At 65.8% G+C, this 20074-nt stretch carries 18 protein-coding genes and 2 tRNA genes; 10 read left to right on the top strand and 10 right to left on the bottom strand.

Annotated features, from left to right (window positions below; translation table 11 throughout):
• Positions 1-465 (bottom strand): biotin/lipoyl-containing protein (locus tag C4301_RS05810; RefSeq protein WP_352414161.1); only part of this gene is annotated, 465 nt, incomplete at its 3' end.
• Positions 466-474: 9 nt separating this feature from the next.
• Positions 475-3171 carry a 2-oxoglutarate dehydrogenase E1 component gene (locus C4301_RS05805; protein ID WP_352414160.1) on the bottom strand — a complete coding sequence of 899 codons (2697 nt, stop codon included), beginning with the start codon at positions 3169-3171 and terminating at the stop codon, positions 475-477.
• Positions 3172-3251: 80 nt separating this feature from the next.
• Here C4301_RS05805 and C4301_RS05800 point away from each other — a divergent pair, with 80 nt between their 5' ends.
• A complete protein-coding gene (locus C4301_RS05800; RefSeq protein WP_352414159.1) occupies positions 3252-4013 on the top strand; it encodes an enoyl-CoA hydratase-related protein in 762 nt (253 codons plus the stop codon).
• Entirely contained in the window at positions 4013-4579 is a 567-nt protein-coding gene (gene ruvA, locus C4301_RS05795) for a Holliday junction branch migration protein RuvA (protein ID WP_352414158.1), read from the top strand. The genes C4301_RS05800 and ruvA overlap by 1 nt, the downstream gene beginning before the upstream one ends.
• Here ruvA and C4301_RS05790 read toward each other — a convergent pair.
• Together C4301_RS05790 and C4301_RS05785 are read right to left on the bottom strand one after the other, a co-directional pair.
• Entirely contained in the window at positions 4562-5290 is a 729-nt protein-coding gene (locus tag C4301_RS05790; RefSeq protein WP_352414157.1) for an HAD family hydrolase, read from the bottom strand. The two genes, ruvA and C4301_RS05790, sit on opposite strands and share 18 nt — an antisense overlap.
• Before the next feature lie 121 nt (positions 5291-5411).
• Positions 5412-9908 carry a glutamate synthase-related protein gene (locus C4301_RS05785; protein WP_352414156.1) on the bottom strand — a complete coding sequence of 1499 codons (4497 nt, stop codon included), beginning with the start codon at positions 9906-9908 and terminating at the stop codon, positions 5412-5414.
• Positions 9909-10045: 137 nt separating this feature from the next.
• On the opposite strand from C4301_RS05785, the gene C4301_RS05780 reads away from it, so the two are divergent.
• From C4301_RS05780 to C4301_RS05755, 6 genes are all read left to right on the top strand, one after another.
• Positions 10046-10122: transfer RNA gene (locus C4301_RS05780), tRNA-Met, on the top strand.
• Positions 10123-10157: 35 nt separating this feature from the next.
• A complete protein-coding gene (locus tag C4301_RS05775) occupies positions 10158-10415 on the top strand; it encodes a 4a-hydroxytetrahydrobiopterin dehydratase (protein ID WP_352414155.1) in 258 nt (85 codons plus the stop codon).
• 6 nt (positions 10416-10421) lie between these two features.
• A complete protein-coding gene (locus C4301_RS05770; RefSeq protein ID WP_352414154.1) occupies positions 10422-10778 on the top strand; it encodes an acyl-CoA thioesterase in 357 nt (118 codons plus the stop codon).
• Positions 10779-11588 (top strand): bifunctional DNA-formamidopyrimidine glycosylase/DNA-(apurinic or apyrimidinic site) lyase, encoded by an 810-nt coding sequence (gene mutM, locus C4301_RS05765; RefSeq protein ID WP_352414153.1) that lies wholly within the window; start codon positions 10779-10781, stop codon positions 11586-11588. It abuts the gene before it with no gap.
• Positions 11589-11627: 39 nt separating this feature from the next.
• Positions 11628-11703, top strand: a tRNA-Lys gene (locus C4301_RS05760).
• A gap of 45 nt (positions 11704-11748) precedes the next feature.
• The gene (locus C4301_RS05755) at positions 11749-12780 is read left to right on the top strand and encodes a DUF815 domain-containing protein (RefSeq protein WP_352414152.1); all 1032 of its coding nucleotides are present in this window, start codon (positions 11749-11751) and stop codon (positions 12778-12780) included.
• On the opposite strand, the gene pyrG is transcribed toward C4301_RS05755, so the two are convergent.
• The gene (gene pyrG / locus C4301_RS05750; protein WP_352414151.1) at positions 12767-14392 is read right to left on the bottom strand and encodes a CTP synthase; all 1626 of its coding nucleotides are present in this window, start codon (positions 14390-14392) and stop codon (positions 12767-12769) included. The genes C4301_RS05755 and pyrG overlap by 14 nt on opposite strands.
• A gap of 104 nt (positions 14393-14496) precedes the next feature.
• On the opposite strand from pyrG, the gene rplM reads away from it, so the two are divergent.
• Both rplM and rpsI read left to right on the top strand, forming a co-directional pair.
• A complete protein-coding gene (gene rplM / locus C4301_RS05745) occupies positions 14497-14931 on the top strand; it encodes a 50S ribosomal protein L13 (RefSeq protein ID WP_352414150.1) in 435 nt (144 codons plus the stop codon).
• Entirely contained in the window at positions 14931-15317 is a 387-nt protein-coding gene (gene rpsI, locus C4301_RS05740; RefSeq protein WP_352414149.1) for a 30S ribosomal protein S9, read from the top strand. Before rplM ends, rpsI begins: the two co-directional genes overlap by 1 nt.
• Here rpsI and C4301_RS05735 read toward each other — a convergent pair.
• The 5 genes from C4301_RS05735 to C4301_RS05715 form a co-directional block, all read right to left on the bottom strand.
• On the bottom strand, positions 15314-15787 hold the full coding sequence (locus C4301_RS05735) for a hypothetical protein (RefSeq protein ID WP_352414148.1): 474 nt from the start codon (positions 15785-15787) through the stop codon (positions 15314-15316). The two genes, rpsI and C4301_RS05735, sit on opposite strands and share 4 nt — an antisense overlap.
• Positions 15787-16320, bottom strand: coding sequence for a hypothetical protein (locus C4301_RS05730; protein ID WP_352414147.1), 534 nt, complete (start codon positions 16318-16320; stop codon positions 15787-15789). Before C4301_RS05730 ends, C4301_RS05735 begins: the two co-directional genes overlap by 1 nt.
• A 22-nt stretch (positions 16321-16342) precedes the next feature.
• A complete protein-coding gene (locus tag C4301_RS05725; RefSeq protein WP_352414146.1) occupies positions 16343-17599 on the bottom strand; it encodes a sensor histidine kinase in 1257 nt (418 codons plus the stop codon).
• On the bottom strand, positions 17589-18254 hold the full coding sequence (locus C4301_RS05720) for a response regulator transcription factor (RefSeq protein WP_352414145.1): 666 nt from the start codon (positions 18252-18254) through the stop codon (positions 17589-17591). Before C4301_RS05720 ends, C4301_RS05725 begins: the two co-directional genes overlap by 11 nt.
• Positions 18255-20074: serine/threonine-protein kinase (locus C4301_RS05715; RefSeq protein ID WP_352414144.1), on the bottom strand; the 1820-nt coding region annotated here is incomplete at its 5' end.

Below are 20074 nucleotides of genomic sequence, written 5' to 3'. Positions count from 1 at the left end.
TGGCTCAGGGGGCAAGGGGGCGGGCCGGGGGGGTTCTTGAGGCATGGGCCTCGTCTCCAAGTGGCGCTCCACGTCCTCCTTGAGAATCCGGCCTCCTAGGCCGGTGCCCGCCACCTCCGCGGGCGATACCCCTTTCTCCTGCATGAGCCGCTTTGCGGCGGGCATGGCCAGGGGCTCTGCCTCCGCTATGGAGGCGGGCTCAGCAGGAGGCTGGGCCTTAGCAGCGCCCGGCTGAGCCTCCAAAAGGGCGATGGCCTCGCCCACTTGGGCCGTCTCCCCGGTCTTTTTTAGGATCCTGGTCAGGACCCCTGCAAAGGGTGCGGGCAGCTCGAGGGTGGCCTTGTCGGTAATGAGCTCCACCAAGGGCTCGTCCTGGGCAAACGCCTCCCCCTCCTGTTTCAGCCAAGCGCCGATCTCCACTTCCACAATGGACTCGCCCACGGAGGGCACCTTGAGTTCTTCCATCCTTCCTCCTTACTGGAAGGCCCGCTCCAGAAGGGCCTCCTGCTCCAGCTTATGCAGCTTAGACGAGCCCACCGCCGGGGTGGGGGACTCAGGCCGGGCCACAAAAGACAGGGGGTGGCCGTAGAGGCTCCCGCAGAAGCGGGCCTGAAGGTACCTCAAGGCCCCTTGGTTTTCCGGCTCCTCCTGGACGAAAACCACAGGGGTCTTCTTGGGGAAGGGGCTGAGGGCCGCCTTCAACTCGTCCTCCGGGAAGGGGTAGAGGAGCTCGAGGCGCACGATGGCCACATCCTCCGCCTTCAGTTCCCGCCTCTTGGCGAGGAGGTCATAGTAGACCTTCCCCGAGGTCAAAAGGACCTTACGGGGCCTGTCCGCCCGCTCGGGGATCACCTTCTGGAACCGGCCCTCGGCGAGCTCGACAAGAGGGCTTCCCACCTCGGGGTGGCGGAGGAGGCTCTTCGGCGTCATCACAATAAGGGGCTTACGGATGGGCCGCTTGACCTGACGGCGCAACAGGTGGAAGAGCTGGGCGGGGGTTGTGGGGTAGGCCACCTGGAGGTTGTCCCTGGCCGCAAGCTGCAAAAACCGCTCCAGCCGGGCGGAGGAGTGCTCGGGCCCCTGGCCCTCGAGGCCGTGGGGAAGGAGGAGGACCAAACCCGAAAGCCGCGCCCACTTGGCCTCCGCGCTGGCCAGGAACTGGTCTATGTAGACCTGGGCCACGTTCACGAAGTCCCCAAACTGGGCCTCCCAGACCACCAGGCCCTCTGGGGTGTCCAGGCTGTAGCCGTACTCAAACCCCAAAACCCCCGCCTCGGAGAGAGGGGAGTTGTAGATCTCCACCCGGGCCTGCCCTTCGGCCAGATGCTGAAGCGGGATGTACCGCGCGCCGGTTTCCGCGTCGAACAGGGCCGCATGCCGCTGGGTAAAGGTCCCCCGGAGGGTGTCCTGTCCGGTCATCCGCACCGGGTGGCCCTCCACCGCCAGGCTGCCCATGGCCAAGGCCTCCGCGGTGCTCCAATCCACGGGCCGCTTCTCCTCGGCCATCTCCAGACGGGCCTCTAAAAACCGCTTCAGCTTGGGGTGGACGCTGAACCCCTCGGGGACCCGGGCCAGGCCCCGAAGAAGGCCCTTTAGGGCCTCCAGGGGCACCCCTGTCCCCACTTCGGGCACCGCCCGGTCCTCCCCGCCCACGTACCCCTGCCAGAGCCCCCCCAACGTGTCTATCCGCACCGGGCCCGGCTCGGCTTTGACCCGGGCAAAGCGGCTTTCCAGAAGCTCCAGATAGGCCTTCTCCCAGGCCTGAACCTCCTCCAGGGAAACGACCCCCTCCTGAAGGAGCCTCTCCGCGTACACCTTCCAGGGCTGGGGCTTCTTGGCAATGAGGGCGTACATTTCGGGCTGGGTGAAGGTGGGCTCGTCCGTCTCGTTGTGCCCCCGGCGGCGGTAGCCCACCAGGTCGATGACCACATCCTTATGAAAGCGGAAGCGGTACTCCAAGGCCAGGGATAGGGCAAAGAGCACCGCGTCCAGGTCCTCCGCGTTCACGTGGAAGATGGGGATGGAGAGCATTTTGGCCACGTCCGTGGGGTACCGGGTGGAGGCGTACTCCGAGGGGGTGGTGGTGAAGCCCAGCTGGTTGTTCGCCACCACGTGGAGCGTCCCCCCCACCGTGTACCCCTCGAGGCGGGAGAGGTTCAGGGTTTCCTGGACGATCCCCTCCCCCGCAAAGGCCGAGTCCCCATGGACCAAAACCGCCATCCCTCGCTGACCGAACCGGTCCTGTTTGGCCCTGAGCCGGCCCAGGACCACGGGGTTCACGAACTCGAGGTGGCTTGGGTTAAAGGTCAAGGAGACGTGGACCGTCCCGTGGGGGGTCTTTCGGTCACTGGAGTACCCCAGGTGGTACTTGACGTCCCCGCTGTAGCCCTCGGGGATGATCTCCTCAAACTCTCGGAAGATGTGGTCGAAGGGCTTGCCCACCACGTTGGCCAAGACGTTGAGCCGGCCCCGGTGGGCCATGCCCAGGACCACCTCCTTTACCCCCCACCGGGCCGCCTCGTTCAACGTCTCGGCCAGGAGGGGAACCAGCGCTTCCAGCCCCTCCAGGGAAAAGGTCTTAGCGCCCAGATACTTCTTCTGCAAAAACTCCTCAAAGAGGCTGGCCTCCTGAAGCTTCCGCAAGACCCTTTGCCGAACCTCCGGGGAAAGGGCGGGCCTTTCCCCCTCCAGGCGGGCAATAAGCCACTCCCTTTCCTCAGGCTCGTCCAGATGAGCAAGCTCCACCCCTAGGCTTCCCGTGTAAGCCGCCTGGAGGCGAAGGAGGAGCGTCCTCAAGGTGGGGGCACCGAAGGTAGGAGGAAGGGGCCGGTCCAGATCCGCCTCAAGGAGGCCATGGTGCTCCAGGGTGAGGTCCTTCGGCCAGGGGCGGGGGCGGCCCAAGGGGTCAATCCGGGCCACCAGGTGGCCCCGCTCCCGGTAGGCCTCCTGGAGGCGGGCCACCTTCAGGTAAAACCCCGCATCCAAACCCGGGGCCTCCCCCTGGGGCGGGCGTTCTCGTCGCAGCCCCTCGAGGGGCTCGCCGGGCTGGGCCAGGTGAAGGGCGGAGAAGTAGGCCCGCCACTCCTCCGGCAAAGCGAAGGGGTCTTTCAGATACTCCTCGTACAGGGCCTCCAGGTAGCCGGCGTTGCCGTCCAAGACCAGTGGGTCCATACCGCCTCTTAGAATACCCCTTTGCGGGGATAACAAGGGTGAAGCCGGCCGCCTGGTAGACTAAGGGCCAGGGAGGCGAGATGCTGGAAAAGACCCGCTTGGAAAGCGTCCTCGTTCTGGCCCTGGACCGTCCCGAGGTGAACGCCCTCAACTCAGACCTCCTCTTGGCCCTGGCCGACGGTCTCGAGGAAGCTCAAAAAGACCCCGGCGTTCGGGCCTTGGTCCTTACGGGGAAAGGCCGGGCCTTCAGCGCCGGACAGGACTTAAAGGAGTTTGAGGGGAAAGCCCCCGATTACGAAGGCCACCTCAGGAAGTACAACCGCGTGGTGGAGGCCTTGGTCCACCTGGAAAAGCCCACGCTGGCCGCCATAGGGGGGGCGGCGGCCGGGGCGGGCCTGAGCCTAGCCCTGGCCTGCGACTTCCGCCTGATGAGCGAAAAGGCGAGCCTCACCACGGCCTTTAGCCGCATCGGCCTGGTCCCGGACTCGGGGATGACCTTCTTCCTCCCCCGGCTCGTGGGCTACGCCAAGGCCCTGGAGCTCATCTGGCTCTCCCCCCGGCTTTCCGCAAAAGAGGCCCTCGAGCTCGGCCTCGTGCACCAGGTGGTGGCCCCGGAAAAGCTCATGGAGGAAGCGTTAGCCCTAGCCCAAACCCTGGCCCAAGGCCCCACCCGGGCTTTTGCCCTCTCCAAGAAGGCCCTTCTGGAAAGCCACCGCCTTTCCCTCGAGCAAACCTTGGCCTTGGAGGCGGTCCTCCAGGGCGAGGCGGGGCGGAGCCTGGACCACGAGGAGGGGGTTAGGGCCTTTTTAGAAAAGAGGCCCCCCCGGTTCACGGGCCGCTGATGCTCCGCTTAGTCCAAGGAAGGGTTCTTAAGAAGAGCCTCCAGGCCCTATGGCTCCAGGTGGGGCCTTTAGGCCTCGAGGTCCAGGTCCCCACCCCCCTTCTCAGCCTGGAGGAGGGGCGGGAGGTGCAGCTTTTCACCCGGCTCGAGGTGCGGGAGGAGGGCCTCTTCCTGTACGGATTCCTGGAGGAAGAGGCGCTCAACCTCTTTGAACTCCTCCTCTCCGTAAACGGTGTGGGGCCACGCCTGGCCCTGAGCCTCCTGAGCCACCTTTCCCCAGGCCTTCTAGCCCAGGCTTTGCGGGAAGGGGACGTGAAGCTCCTCTCCAGCGTGCCCGGGGTGGGGAAGAAACTCGCGGAGCGGATGGTGCTGGAGCTTAGGACCAAGGCCCCGCCCCTGGCCGAGAGGGCCCCAGACAGCGAACAGGTGGAAGAGGCCATCTTGGCCCTTCTCTCCCTGGGCTTTAAGGAAAGCGCGGTGCGGGCGACCGTTTTGGAGCTCGCCGCCAGGCTCCCCCAGGCTAGGAGCCAGGACCTGATCAAGGAGGCGCTAAAGCGCCTCAAGTAGGGAAAGGACCACCCGGTCAGGCCGGGCCTCCGGATGAGGAGGGCGTTCCTTCCGGTCCACCCAGACCGCATGGATCCCTACCCGGTTTGCCCCCAGGATGTCCTTTTCGGGATTGTCCCCCAGCATCCAGGCCTCCTCGGGCCTCACCTGGAAGGCGGCCAGGGCCATGCGGAAAACCCCGGGCTCGGGCTTGCCCAGGCCCACCTCCCCCGAGATCAGGAAGAGGTCAAAGGCCTCCCAAAGCCCAGCCCCCTGGAGCTTCTCCCTTTGCAGGTCGGGAACGCCGTTGGTGAGAAGGGCGCGGGGAACCCCCTCGGTGCGCCTGAAAAACTCGGGGACCTCGGGGAAAAGGGGGAAGACCCGTCGGGCCTCAAAGAAGGCCTGGGCCAGGGCTCTGGCCTTTTCCTCGGGGCCTCCGAGCCGCCTGAGCGCCCGGCGGAAGACCTCCTCCCGGAAGGGCCAGGCCCACTCCGCCGCCCGTTCCAAACCGAAGGTGGAGTAGCGGGCCCAAAGGGCCTCGAGGGCGCTATGGCCGATGCGCTTAGCCCAGGAATAGATGGGGCTCTCTTTGAAAAGGGCCTCCGCCTCCTCCTTAACCGCCCGGAAAAACCCCAAAAGGCCCAGTTCCCTCCCCAGCTCCTCCAGAACCCGCCTGCTCACCGGAAGGTCCTGGAGGAGGGTGTCGTCCAGGTCCAGGAGAAGAAGCCTCACGGGATCCCCCGAAGCACCGCCCGCCCCAAAACCGCAGCCACCCCCATCTCCCGGCTTCAGCAGAACCGGCGCAGCACCTTGGCTCCTCCAAGCACCCCGGGGTGTCCGCGGAATGAGTGGACTATTCCGTGCTAACCCCTTGGTCCACCTGCTGGTTCACGGGCTCCACCATGCGGAAGTGGGCCGCAGGATCCTCCAAGAGTTTTTCCATCCGCCTCGCCTTCTCCTCCCGCTTGGCCTCCTTCAAGACCGCGATATAGGCGGAAAGGAGCTCCTCCACATCCGCGAGGCCCCGGGCATCCAGGGGCCGGACCACCACCTTGGCCCCCTTGGCCAGCCGCCGCTTCATCGCTTCCTCCGTAAGGCCCATCTCTGGCCAGTGGCGGAGGTAGACCCGCCCTCCAGTCATCCCGGAACAAATCCAAGGACCTGGGTCTCCCAGAACAAGGGCCCGTCCCCGGGTCATGTACTCAAAGGCAAATCCCTTGGCCTGCGCCCGGGCAGCCAGGTTCCCAAGCTCGTCCTGGAGGGGCCTTTCCGGTTCACCTCCCAAAACGACATCCGCCCCGGAAAGCCGGATGCAGAACCGGCTGTCCGCCACCCCCTCCACGATGAGGAGGCCCCCGATGGCCCCGTAGGCGAAACTCTTCCCCACCGAACCGTCCACATAGGCCCCGAAGGGGTTCCGGCCCTTCAGGATGGCCACCCGTCCTCCAAAGGCCCCCTTGGCCACCCCGTCCTGCGCCCCCCCTTCCACCAGGACCTCGAGGCCCTCCACGTTGAAGGCGGCCAGGCCGTTGCCCGCGACGCTCCCCGCATCGAAGTGGAGGCGGACCTCCGCGTCAAACCCCTTGCCGTACAGGCGCCTGCGGGCCATCTCCCCTGCCAGGTGGGTGCCCAAGGCGCGGTCGGTGGAGCTGACCGGCCCCTCCTGGAAGCGGAGCCGCCTCCCTCCTTCCTGGTAAGCCCCCATGACCACCTCGGTGACGGTGCGGGTGAGCTGGTTGAGGGGCTTGCGGAGGATATAAGCGGACTCGTCCTGTAGCCAGTCCGGCGGCTCCACGGGAAGGAAGAAGTAGGAGAGGTCCAAAGCCTCGAGGTGGTCCCGCTGGTAAAGGAGATCGCTTCGCCCCCGGAGCTCCCGGAGCGAGGTGTACCCCAGGTTGGCCACCAGCTCCCTCAAGGCCTCGGCCTTGGCCTCAAAGAAGCGGACGAGCTGCTCCACCGCTCGATCGGTCTCCTGGGGCACAAAGCGCTTCAGGCCATGCGCCAGGGCCTGCTCCAGGGTCTCGATCTGGGTGGTGATGCCCACGTGGCAGGTGTCCAGCTGGCAGCCCCGGCAGATGGTGCACCCGATGGCCACCATGGCCATGGTGGCCATGCCCACCCGGTCCGCGCCCAGAAGGACCATGCGGAGCACGTCATAGGCGGTCTTGAGCCCCCCGTCGGCCCAGATCTCCACCCGGTCGCGCAGGCCCGCCCGCACCAGGGCCCGGTGGGCCCGGCGCACCCCAAGCTCCACGGGAAGCCCCGCGTACTTCAGGGCGTGGAGCCTGGCCGCCCCTGTCCCGCCCTCAAACCCGGAGAGGGTGAGGATATCCGCGCCCGCCTTGGCAATCCCCACCGCGATCGTCCCGATGCCAGGGATGACGGGGACCTTGACCGAGACCTTGGCCTTGGGGTTCACGGTCTTGAGCTCCTCGATGAGCTGGGCCAGGTCCTCGATGGAGTAGAGGTCGTGGTTGTTGGAGGGGCTGATCAGGTCCACCCCGGGGACCGCGTTCCGGGCGGCGGCCACCTTGGCCGAGACCTTTTTTCCAGGCAGGTGCCCCCCTTCCCCCGGTTTGGCCCCCTGGCCGATCTTGATCTCGATGACGCTGGCGGAGTTGAGCATATAGGCGTGAACCCCAAACCGGCCCGAGGCCACCTGCTGGCCCCGCCAGTGGGTGTATTTGCCCAGCATGTCGGGGATCTCCCCGCCTTCCCCGTTGATGGCCAGCATGTTGAGCCGCTTGGCCGCCTCGGCGTAGGCGCGGAAGGCCGCCTCCCCCTGGGAGCCAAAGCTCATGGCGCTGATGACGAAGGGCAGCGAATGCCCCCCCACGGAGAGGTCCACCTCCTCGGGGGAGACGGGGCTTTTCTCCGGGAAGCGGACCTCTAGAAGCTGCCTTGCCGCCACGGGGCTTTCCCGTTCCAAAGACCGGACCTTCTCCTGGAAGTGGCTGTAGGGGGCCTGGCCGGAGCTCACCTCCTGGGCGGCCTTGTAGACCCTGGGGTTAAAGCGGAAGTCCTTGGCTGGGGGAACCTTCTCCGCCCGGAAAAACCCTTCCCGCTCGAGGAGGGTCCGCTCCAGCTCAAAAAAGCCGTAGCCCGCCTCTTCCGAGGCGTAGAAGTTTCGGGTCCCAAAGTACTCCGCAAGTTCCGGCTTCAGGCCCAGGCTAGAAAAGATCTTGCCGTAGCCCCGGAGCTCGTGGATGCCCATGGTAGAGATAACCTTCTCCAGGCCCTTCCTGAGGGCCTCCAGGAGGTTGGCAAGCCCAGTCCGCCCCTCCAGGGCCAAGGCCTTCTCCTCCATAAGCCAGGGGGCCACGGCATCCGCCCCCAGGCCCAGGAGGAAGGCGAGGTCGTGAAGGTTCCTCACCCCCCCTGAGTGCACGAGGACGGAGGTCCTGCGCCTCAGGGCCACCCCTTCCGCGTCCCGCCTCCTGAGGGTCCGCTCCACCGCCGCCAGGGCCAGGGCGATATCGATCCAGACCCCGCCCACGAAGGCCTCCCGGTCCGAGAGGATGAGGACCTCCGCCCCTTCCTCCACGGCGCGGACGGCCTCCTCCTCCAGGCGCTTAAGCCCGGCAAGAAGCCCCTCCTCCACGCTGAAGCGGGGGACGAGAACCCGGGTTTTGAACCGGGACAGGACCTCGGAAAGGGTCAAGGTGCCCATGGCCCGTGCCAAGGCGGGCTCCCGCTCTAAAACGATGGGGACGAGGAGCTCCTCGACCCGCCCCGCCCCCTGGCCGTTCGGCAGGGGCCTTCTGCCGAGGATGACCCGGGTGGAGAAGTGCTCGATCTCCCGCTCCCGGTCGATGGCCGGGTTGGTGACCACGGCCACCGTCTCCTTAAAGAACTCGGAGAGGTTGGGCTTTTCCGGGTTCAAGGCCGCCAGGGGGCCGTCGTACCCCAAGGAGCCCACGGGCTCGTTCCCGGTCTTGACCAAGGCCTCGAGGTAGGCCTGGTCCCACCGGTCAAACCCAAAGGCCCGCTCGAGGCCAAGGGAGGGCGGGGCAGGCCTCTCCTCGGCGCCCGGCCGCTCCCCTAAAGGAGAGGCCTCACTCCCCCCCTCGAGAGGGGCCGGGGCCTCCCAAAGGGGGCCTTGAAGGTGACGGCGGTACCCGGCGACCGGGGTGCGGGCCGAGATCCGCTCGTACACCAGGCGCTGGTGGCGGTGGAAGGGCACAAGGCGGGCCCCTTCGGGGGTAAGCCGCACCCCCATCCTCTCCCCCGGGGCCAGGGGCTTGGGCTCGGCGGCGAACTCTTCCGCGCTGAAGACGCCCCGTTCCGAGGTGAAGACATACTCATCCGGGGTCTCTACGAACCAGAGCGGCCTCAGCCCCATGGCATCGGTCCCAAAGACAGCCTCCTCCCGGTGGCGGCTCACCAGGGCGGCGGGGCCCTGGGCCAGGGGGCCAAGGCGCTGGCGCAGGGCCAGGTAGAGGTCCTGAAGCTCCTCCGGGTAGGCCTTCACCTCCCCCAAAACCGGGGGGAAGACCAGATCCACCGCCTCGGGGAGGGAGAGGCCATACCGGTAGATGAGCCCCTCCAGCATCCGGTTCAGGTCCTGGGAGTCCGAACCCCCCGTTCTGGGGATCCCCAAAAAGTCCATCTCCCGCCTCAGGCGCTCAATGGTGTTGATCTCGCCGTTGTGGCCCAAAAGCCCAAAGGGCTGGACCTGCTCAAAGGTGGAGAGGGTGTTGGTGGAATAGCGGTTGTGCCCGAGGGTAAGGGTGGATTTGAAAAGCGGGTGGGAAAGCTCGGGGTAGTACCGTCTAAGGACCTCCGCCGCGCCCCGGACCTTGTAGACCACGGTGGCGGTGGAAAGGGAGACCACGTGGACGGGGAAGCGGGCCTCGAGGCGAAGCCCCAGCTCCCAAAGGGGGGCATCCCCGTCCGGGGAAAGCCCTGCCAGCTGGAGGAAAAGGGGCTCGGTGCGGCGGCCCACCGGGCCCAGGGCCAGGCTGTTGACCTCGGGGAGACGGTGCATGAGGAGGTGGATACCCAGCTTTCGCCCATCTTCCTGTAATAGATCCATTAATTCCCCCATCCGGCCCGCCTCGCTTTTGGGTAGGAAGAAATGCCCCACGAAAAACCGGGGGTTGAAAGCCAAGGCGGGATCCAGCCGTTTTTCCTCGAGGAAGTTGGCCCAAAGCTCCCGGGGGATATCGGTCTGTATGCCCGTCCCGTCGCCTTCCCCTTTGATGACCCCCGCCCGGTGCGCCATCCGGTAGAGGCTCTCCAGCGTCCTGAGGACGTTTCTGTGCGTGGGCCTGCCCTCCTTCTCAATCACGGCGATGATGCCGCAGGCATCGCTCCCTAGGGGAATCTCCGGGTAGGCTTGTCTAAACATCTTCGGCGTCTCCTTTGGGGGATTTAGCTCAACGATATGCACATCGTTCTCAGAATTATACGTTCCAAAGGGCAAAGGGTCAAGAGCTTGTCCCCCTTGACACACGTCCTGCCCCCGGGTATAGTTGAGGGTGGCGACGCGGGGTGGAGCAGCCTGGTAGCTCGTCGGGCTCATAACCCGAAGGTCGCGGGTTCAAATCCCGCCCCCGCAACCAGAACCCTGCCCCTAGGCACCAACCGCCTGGGGGCTTTGCTTTACCATAAACCTATGGACTGGGAACGGGCGGAAAACCCTCCTCGCCTGAGGAAGACCTTTCGCTTCCCCAACTTTCAGGAGGCCTTGGCCTTCGCGAACCGGGTGGGCGCTTTGGCGGAGGAAAAGAACCACCACCCGCGGCTTGTGGTGGAGTGGGGCCGGGTTACGGTGGAGTGGTGGACCCACTCCCAAGGGGGCGTGACGGACAAGGACCTGGAGATGGCCCGCCTCACGGACAAGCTGGTAGAGTAGCTTCTCGTGGAGGCACGGACCCTCGAGCTCGTCTTTCCCGAACACACCAACCCCCTGGGGGCGGCCTTCGGGGGGTTTGTGCTTGGCCTCATGGACAAGGTGGGCTCCTACGCCGCCGCCCGCCGGGCGCGAAAACCCGTGGTGACCGTGGCGGTGGGGAGCGTAGAGTTCAAAGTGCCCATCAAAAGCGGGGACCTTTTGGAGGTGGTGGCCAGGGTGGTCCGGGTGGGGCGCACCTCCTTGACCGTGGAGGTGGAGGTTTACAAGGAGCGCTTCGGGGGGGAGGAACGCGTCTTGGCCACGCATGGCCAGCTCACCTACGTGGCCGTGAACGAGAAGGGTGAGCCCGTACCGGTGGACTGAATGCCCGAGCTCCCCGAGGTGGAGGTCACTCGCAGGAAACTCTACCCCCTGGTGGTGGGCCAAAGGCTTTTCCTCTCCCACCGGGATCCCGGCCGGTACAGGGGAACGGACACGGCGGAGGGCCAAAGGGTCCTGGACCTCTTCAGGCGGGGGAAGTACCTCCTTTTCCAACTGGAGCGGCATGAACTTGTCCTACACCTGGGAATGACTGGGGGGTTCCTTCTTTGGCCCCAGGGTGCTTCCCGAAAAGAGGAACCCCCTCACACCCGGGTGGTCTTTCGCTTTGGGAAGACCCCCCTCTACTTCACCGATCCCCGCCGATTCGGAAGAATCTGGGTGGTGGAGCAGGGGAACTATCGGGAGATCCCCCTCCTCCAGCGCATGGGCCCCGAACCCCTCTCTGAACTCTTCACTCTGGATAGATTTCTAAAAGATTTGAGGCGGAAGGCCCTTCTCAAACCCCTTCTCCTTTCCCAGGAGGTGGTGGCCGGGCTTGGGAATATTTACGCGGACGAGGTCCTCTTCCAAGCGGGCCTCCGCCCGGATCGGCCGGCCCACACTCTGAGCCAGGAAGAGGCCCAGAGGCTTTTTAGGGCTATCCGGGAAGTATTGGAGGAGGCCATTCGGCTTGGAGGCTCCACGCTACAAGACAGGACCTATAGGCAGCCAGACGGGGAGGCCGGAGCCTACCAGACCCAGCACCAGGTCTACGGCCGCGCCGGAAAGCCCTGTCCCCGGTGCGGCGCGCCCATCCTGCGGGTGAGGCTGGGAGGGCGGAGCACCCACTTCTGCCCGCGCTGCCAGGCTTGACAATCGAGAAGAAAGCGCTTAGACTCATTTTTGGCGTTTGGGCCGCTAGCTCAACCGGTAGAGCAACCGACTCTTAATCGGTGGGTTACAGGTTCGAGTCCTGTGCGGCCCACCACCTTCCCCGCCCTTCCGGGCGGGGCCTTTGCCTACAACCTCGGGCATGGATCCCGCGCTTCCCAACACCCCTCTCGATCTCCTTTCCCTTGACCTCCCCCACGGGGAACCCTGGGGCTACGCCCTGGTCCAGGCCCTCCTGAAGGCCCCCTGGGCGAAAAAGGCCCTCGAGACCCCCCCAGGCCTCTTGGGGCTTGTCCAGGGGGAGCTCCCCCGATTTCAAAAATGGCTTGAGGAAAAGCGCAAGACCCATCCCTTGGGCCCTTTGGGCAACCGGCCGGCTACGGAGGCGGAAAAGGCGGTCCTAAAGGCGGTGGAGGAAAGCCGGGCGGAGGCCCTTTTGGAGGCCTACCGGCGCTTTGGCCCCTACCCCTTTGCCCTGTACCGGGCCTTTCGGTTTGATGGGGAGCTCAGGCCGATCCTCCGCCCCAACCTGCCCCCCCGGGAGGAGCTCGTGGGGTATGAGGCCCAGATGGCGGCCTTGGAGAGGAATATCCGGCGGTTCCTGGCTGGAAAGCCTGCCCTGCACACCCTCCTTTACGGGGCCCGGGGGACGGGCAAGTCCACCCTGGCCCGGAGCCTTCTCCACCTCGAGGGCCTGAGCCTCATCGAGGTGGAGCTGAGGGAAGGGAAAGCCCTCGAAGCCCTTCTGGAAACCCTGGCCCCCCTGCCTGGCCGGTTTGTCCTCTTCCTGGACGACCTTTCCCTGGATCCCAAAGACACCCTTTTCCACGCCTTGAAGGCCCTCCTGGAAGGCTCCCTCATCGCACCACCGGAAAACACCCTCCTCCTGGCCACCTCCAACCGCCGCCACCTGGTGGAACACTTGCCGGAAAACCCCCTGCCGGGCGCAGACCCCACACTTTGGGACGCCCTCCAGGACACCCTGGCCCTGGCCGACCGGTTTGGCCTCGTCCTCACCTTCCCCCCCTTTGACCAGGCCCTTTACCTGAAGGCCGTGGAGCACCACCTGGGAAGGCCCCTCGAGGAGGAGGAAAAAAGGGAAGCCCTCCGCTTCGCCCAAAACCGGGGCTACAGCGGGAGGAGCGCCAAACAGTTCGCCCTCAGCCTCGGCTAAGGGCCGCAGCGATAAAGCCCACGAAGGGCGGGGAGGGACGCATGGGCCGGCTTTTGAACTCGGGGTGGGACTGGAGGCCCAAAAAGAAGGGGTGGTCCTTGAGCTCGATCGCCTCCACCAGCCCCTCTCCCCGGCCCTTCATCCCCGGGGTCACGCCGGAGACCACCAGGCCCGCCCGCTCCAAGGTCTCCACATAGGCGGGGTTCACCTCGTAGCGGTGACGGTGCCGCTCCTTCACCTCCTCTTTTCCGTAAAGACGGTGCAGGAGGGTACCCTCCCGGATGCGCATGGGCCAGTCCCCCAGGCGCATCGTACCTCCTAGCCCCTCCACCTCGAGCTGCTCGGGCATCAGATCGATCACGGGATGGGGGGTATAGGGGTCAAACTCCGTGGAGTTGGCCTTGGAAAGCCCCGCCACATGCCGGGCAAACTCGATCACCGCCACCTGAAGGCCCAGGCAGATCCCCAGATACGGCAGCCCCCTTTCCCGGGCGTATCGGGCCGCCCGGATCTTGCCCTCAATCCCCCGCACGCCAAACCCCCCAGGGACCAGGATCCCCTGGACATCCCGGAAGGCCTCGTCCAGGTCCCCGTTTTCCAGGCCCTCCGCGTCCACCCACCTCACCTCCACCCGGGCCCGGTTTCTGATCCCCGCGTGCTTTAAGGCCTCTAAGAGGGAGAGGTAGGCATCCGGCATCCTCACGTACTTCCCCGCGATGGCGATCCTCACCGTCCGTTCGGGTTTTTTCAGGATGGCCACCGCATCCTGCCAGAAGGAGAGGTTGGGGAAGACCGGCTCCAAGCCCAAAGACCTCTCCACCACCTTCCCAAGGCCTTGCCCCTCCAGGAGCAGGGGAATCTCATAGAGATGCTCCACATTAGGGCTGGAAAACACGTGGGTAGGCCGGACGTTGGTGAAAAGGGCCACCTTTTTCCGCACCTCCTCCGGCACCTCCTTCTCCGAGCGGAGGACGACGATGTCCGGCTGGATGCCCACCCCCCTGAGGGTGGCCACGGAGTGCTGGGTGGGCTTGGTCTTGAACTCCTCGCTGGTGGAGAGGTAGGGCACCAGGGTGAGGTGGAGGTAAAGGGTGTTCTCCTCCCCCTCGTCGAAGCGGAACTGGCGAATGGCCTCGAGGAAGGGAAGGCTTTCGATGTCCCCCACCGTCCCCCCTACCTCCACCACCACCAGCTCCGCCTCCTGCTCCTGGGCCACCTGGCGGATGCGGTCCTTGATCTCGTCCGTGATATGAGGGATGACCTGGACGGTCTGGGAGAGGTACTCCCCCCGCCGCTCCTTCTGGATGACGGAAAGGTAGACCTGGCCGGTGGTCAGGTTGTTGCCCCGAGAAAGGTCCACGTCCAAAAAGCGCTCGTAATGTCCGATGTCCAAATCCGTCTCGGCCCCGTCCGCGGTGACGAAGACCTCCCCGTGCTCATAGGGGCGCATCGTCCCCGCGTCCACGTTCACGTAGGGGTCTATCTTCACGGCCGTGACCCGGTACCCCCGGGCCCGGAGGATGGCTCCCAAAGAGGCGGTGAGGATGCCCTTGCCCAGGCCAGACACCACCCCCCCGGTGACGAAGACGTACTTGCGCGGATACCTGCCCACGGAGCCTCAGCCTACCACGAAGGGAAGGGATGTGGTATACTCCTAGGCGTTCTTCTGCCGGGGTCCCCCGATCCCCCGGGCAAGGACGCACAGGAGGGCTGCACGTGAGGACGTACTTTCCGAAACCGGAGGAGATGAAGGAGCCCCGCTGGGTTCTCATAGATGCGGAGGGCAAGACCCTGGGGCGGCTGGCCACCCAGATCGCCACCCTCCTCAGGGGGAAGCACCGCCCCGACTGGACACCCAACACGGCCATGGGGGACTTCGTGGTGGTGGTGAACGCGGACAAGATCCGCCTCACCGGCAACAAGCTCACGGACAAGATCTACACCCGCTACAGCGGCTACCCGGGGGGGCTTAAGGAAATCCCCGCAGGGACGATGCTCAAAACCCACCCGGAAAGGGTTCTGGAGCACGCGGTGAAGGGGATGCTGCCCAAGGGCCCCCTGGGGCGGAGGCTCTTCAAGCGGCTTAAGGTCTACGCCGGCCCCGCCCACCCCCACCAGGCCCAGAAGCCGGTCAAGCTGGAGGTTAAGTGATGGAGCAGTACTACGGAACGGGACGCCGCAAGACCAGCGTGGCCCGGGTCTTCCTAAGGCCCGGAAGCGGTAAGGTCACCGTGAACGGCCAGGACTTCCATGAGTACTTCCAGGGCCTGGTACGGGCCATGGCCGCCCTCGAGCCCCTCCGGGCGGTGGACGCCCTGGGCAGGTTTGACGCGTACATCACCGTCAAAGGCGGGGGAAAAACCGGACAGATTGACGCCATCAAGCTGGGCGTGGCCCGGGCTCTTCTCCAGTACAACGCCGACCTTAGGGCCAGGCTCAAGCCCCTCGGCTTCCTCACCCGGGATGCCCGCGAGGTGGAGCGGAAGAAGTACGGCAAGCACAAGGCCCGCCGGGCACCCCAGTACTCCAAGCGCTAAAACCCTGGCCTTTTCCGCCCCTCCTGGTCCTCGGGAGGGGTGTTCATTTCAAACCGCCGGCGCACCTGGCCCTTGGGGACGAAGGGCCAGGGCTTCAGGTCCAACCCTAGACGGAGGACCCCCACCACCACCCCCCGGTGGACCAGAAAACAGGCGTACCCCCTCTTTTCCCTCACCACCAGGCGGGCCAGGGCCAGCTCCTCAAGCCAAGAGGGGGGGGTTTCCGGAAAAACCCCCTCCCCGGGATGGCCCAAAGGAAGGGGGCGCCCCCGGACCAGAGCCAAAGGAAGCAAAGGCAGATCCGGAAGGCCCAGCACCAGAACCGCCCGCCCTCTGACCTCGTACAGGCCCAGGGGCCTAAGCAGCCTCACCACCTCCTGGCACCGGGCGAACGCGGCCTCGAGGCCAGGCTCCTCCCCCGCCTGGGCAAAGGCCAGGCCGAGGAGGGAAAGGCCGGCCCAGATCCTCATCAGAACCCGCGATCCGCGCTGATCAAGGCCAAAGCTGCCCGGGCGAGAAGCTGGGCCCGAAGGGGTTCCTTCTCCTTACGGGCCTTGGCCTCTTCGATCAGGGCCTGCACCAGGGCATCCCCCACCCGGTAGTAGGCGAGCTCCTTCTCCGCCCGGTCGACCCAGTCCACCCAGGCCAGACCGCGCCCAGGCCGGAAACGGGGATGGAAGGCCTGAGCCATAGGGGCTTCACGCCCTTTTAAACCCCGGCGCGAACCCCCCTCAGGCCCCTTGGCCGCCTGGTAGAGGAAAAGGGCCGCCTGGGCCTCCCGGGCCGCTTGGAAGGAGGCCTTCGCCTCAAAGCTCCTCTCCGCTTTAGCCTTGACCTCCTGGGCCCAGCTCAGGATCTTGGCCTCCCCCTGGGGGGCCTGGGCGGCCACCGTCTGCAGCCGGGCTAAAGCCGCCGCGGCCACCGCCACCTCCTTGTAGGGCACCTGGGTCTGAGCCACCGCCAAGCCACCGATAAGGAGTAGAGCCGTGCCAAGCCGTCTCATCCTTATCCCTCCAGGCCCCACCTTAGCCCTCTGAGCTGAAGCCCGCATCGGGGGGCAGCTTAAGGGAAGCTGAAGGAAGCCAGAGGCCCACCCGGGCCCCAGAAGGGAGGTTTTCCGCCCGGACCCTACCCCCGTGCCGACGGGCCACCAGGGCCACCAGGGCCAGCCCCAGGCCCAACCCCTTTCCCCCGTGGACAAAGGGTTCAAAAGCCCTGGCCAGAAGCCCTTCCGGAAACCCCGGCCCCTGGTCCTCCACCCAGATCCAGACCCCCCCACCCTCCTCAAGAAGCCGCACCCGAACAGGCTCCGCCCCGTGTCGGCGGGCGTTTTCCAATAGGTTTTGCACCGCCATCTCCAACGCCTCCCGGTCCGCCAAAACCACCCCTTCCCCCTGCGGCGCCTGGCCCTGCTCGCGAAAAAAGGCCCCTAGGTCTACCGGCTCCAGCCTTAAGGGGCGGCCCTCGAGACGGGCCAATTGCAAAAGCCCATTGAGGATCATCTCCATCCGATGGGCCTCCTGCACCGCGCCCTTAAGGGCACGGGGCTCCTGGACCCTTTTTAGGACCTCCAGGTAGCCCTTGAGGGCCGCCAAGGGGGTGCGAAGCTCGTGGGAAGCATGGTAGGCAAAGCGCTGGGCCTGGCCCAAGGCCTCCTCGAGCTCGGCGAAGAGGCGGTTTAAGGCCAAAACAATGGGCCTGAGCTCGGGCAAAGAGGGCACGGGCAAGGGGGAGAGGTCCAAGGGGGAGCGGCGGGCCACCTCCTTCTCCAGACGGTAGAGGGGGGCAAGGGCCTTAAGGAGGAGGAAGGCCGAGGCCAGGTAAAAGCCGAAGAGCAGCCCTCCCCCATAGGTGAGGTAAAGGAGAAGAAGCCGGCCGGGCAGGTTCCGCACCCCCTCCAGGCTGACCATAAGCCCGAACCCCCCCTCGGCCGTGGGCAAGGCCACAAGGAGCCACCCCCCCTCGAGGCCCCGATAGGCCTCCCCTTGGGCCAAGGCCTGAAGGAGGGCGGAAGGGAGGGTGTGGGGCGCCAGGTCGGTGTAGGTCACCTCCTGGCCCCGGACGATGAACCCCACCCCGCCCCCGAAGCTCTGGGCCAGGCGGAAAAGCTCCTCTAGGCTCACCCCCTCCTCCCTCAGCAACGAAAGCCGCGCGAACAGCGCCCCTTCCAGATCCTCCCGCACCGCCCGGCCCGCCTCGGCCAGGCTCAAGGCCCCTAGGGTAAAGGCCAACCCCATGAGGGCCAGGAAGAGAACCAAAAGGACCCTTGCCCTAAGCGTCATTCCTAAGCCGGTACCCGTACCCCCGGACCGTCTCCAGGAGGGCGGGCTCCCCCAGTTCCCGCCTCAGGGCGGAAAGATGAACCTCCAGGGTATTGGGCTCCACCTCCTCCCCCCAGACCTTGCGCATCAAGTACTCCTTGGAAAGCACCTCCCCCGGCCTTTCCATAAAGGCCTGGAGAAGGGCGAAGGCCTTGGGGGAGAGGGCCAGCCTCCGGCCCTTCCGGTAGGCCTCCATCCGCCTGGGGTAAAGGACGAGCTCCCCCAGCCGGAGGGCTTGGGGCTCGGAAGCCAAGGCCTGGCCCCGGGCGCGACGGAACAGGGCCTCCAGGCGGGCCGCGAGCTCCTGGAGGCTGTAGGGCTTGGCCAGGTAATCGTCCGCTCCCTCCTGGAGGCCCTTCACCCGCCACTCCACCTCCCCCAAGGCGGAGAGCATCAAAACGGGCAGATCGGAGCGGGCCCGGATCTCCCTTAGAAGCTGGAACCCGTCCCGGTCTGGCAGGAGGACGTCCAGGACCACCAGGTCCACCCCGGGGAGTCTGTCCAAGGCCTCGAGGGCCGTGCCCACCGCCACCACCTCATAGCCAAAAAGGGAAAGCCCCAGTTCCAAAGCCTCCCGGACCCCGGGGTCGTCTTCGACCAGGAGAAGCCTGGGCATCTAGCCACCCCCGGGGTTCCTCCAAAGGGAAAGGGCGCGGATGGGGGCATAGACCTCTATGGGGGGCAGAGGCTCCCCCTCCTTCAGACGGTAAATCCGCTGGCCGCCCCGGCGGGCGGCGTACAGCACCCCTTCCAGGTAGACCAAATCCAAGAGGCTCATCCGATCCTCCCCTTCCCCGACCGGCAGGGGCCAGGAGGCTAAAAGCTCCCCCGAAAAGGAAAGGACCCGGACCCGCTCCGCTTCCCCGTCGTAGAGGTAAAGCCTTTCCTCATCCGCCCCAAGGCCGAGGATGAACCGGAACTCGCTCGAGTCCTTGCTCTTCTTAAAAGCGTATCGGGAGAGATAGGCCCCATCCCAGGAAAGCCGCTGAACCTGCCGGTTCCCATAGTCTAAAACAAAAAGGCATTCCCGATTAACAGCGATGGCCTTGGGGGATTGGAAGGTTCCCCTTCCCGGGCCGAGGCCACCGAACCGGGCCAGGGGAACCCCCCGGAGGTCCATCCGGGTCAGGGTGGCCGTCTCCCCGTCTAACACAAAGAGGGTCTCCCCATACGCCGCCAAAGCCACCGGGAGGAGGAACTCCCCCAGGCTCAGCCCATAGGGCCCCGTGGAAAGGAGGAGCTCCCCCTCAGGGGAAAAGCGGTGGAGGAGCTTGGAGCCGTGCTCGAACACGCTGACCCAGATGCCCCCGGCTGAATCCCCGGCCACGGCCAAGGGGGGGACGGGAAAGAGGCCGGGCGCGGAGCCGATTCCGGAAAAAAGCCGTACCGGCACGCCCTCGAGGCTGAAAAGCCGCACCGCCCCCTTTTTCGCCTCCACCCCTAGAAGGAGGGCATACGCGTCCTTGAGCCCCTCTTCCTCCCAAGGCCCCTCGAGGCCTTTGATGACCTCCTCCAGGGAAGGCCTCTTGGCCGGATCTTTTTCCAACATGCGGAGGACCAGGCTGGAAAGGGACTCGGGGATCTCCGGGTTAAGCTGCTTGGGCGGCGTGGGGGTCTGGAAGATCTGTTGGTGGATCACCGCCTCGTAGCTGCCCGAAAACGGGGGCTGGCCGGTGAGGGCCTCGTAGAGGACCACCCCCAGGCTGTAAATATCCGAGCGGTGGTCCAGCCTTTGCCCCTTGGCCTGCTCTGGGCTCATGTACACGGGGGTCCCGATCCGGGCCCCAGTGATGGTGAGCCGGGTCAGGACCTTTCCCGCCGCGATGCCGAAGTCCATGAGCCGCACCCCTCTTGGGTCCACCCCGTCCGGACGAAGGGCTCCTTTAAGCACAAAGATGTTCCCCGGCTTGATGTCCCGGTGCACGATCCCCTGGGCATGGATGTGCCGCAGGGCATCCGCCACCTTGGCCAGAATGGCCGCCGCCTGCTTCAAGGAAAGTTTTTTTTCCTCTATTAGCCGGTCCAGCCCCATTCCATCCAGGAACTCCATGGCGATGTAATGGGTGCCGTCCAGCTGGCCATGGTCATAGACCTTGACGATGCCCGGGTGGTCCATCCGGGCCAGGACCTCCGCCTCCCGGTGGAAGCGGCGCACAAACCTGGGGTCGCCCACAAAGCGCTCCTGGGGAACCTTGAGGGCCACGATCCGGCCCGTCTTCCGCTCCTTAGCCTTGTACACGGTGGCCATTCCCCCCACCCCCACCTTCTCCAGGATCTCGTACCGCTCGGAGAGGATGGCCTCCTCGGCCGTGGAGGTCCGGGCCCGCTTAGGCTGAAGGCGGGGGGCGGTGGCCCTTGGGGCCTTAGGGGGAAGGGGCCGGAGGCGAGGGGCCAGCATAAACCCTAAGGGCAAAAGGGCTCCCCCCAGGGCCTCGA

The sequence above is a fragment of the Thermus sp. genome, assembly GCF_040290245.1.
Taxonomy (GTDB): domain Bacteria; phylum Deinococcota; class Deinococci; order Deinococcales; family Thermaceae; genus Thermus_A.
This window is presented reverse-complemented; position numbering and strand designations above follow the sequence as displayed.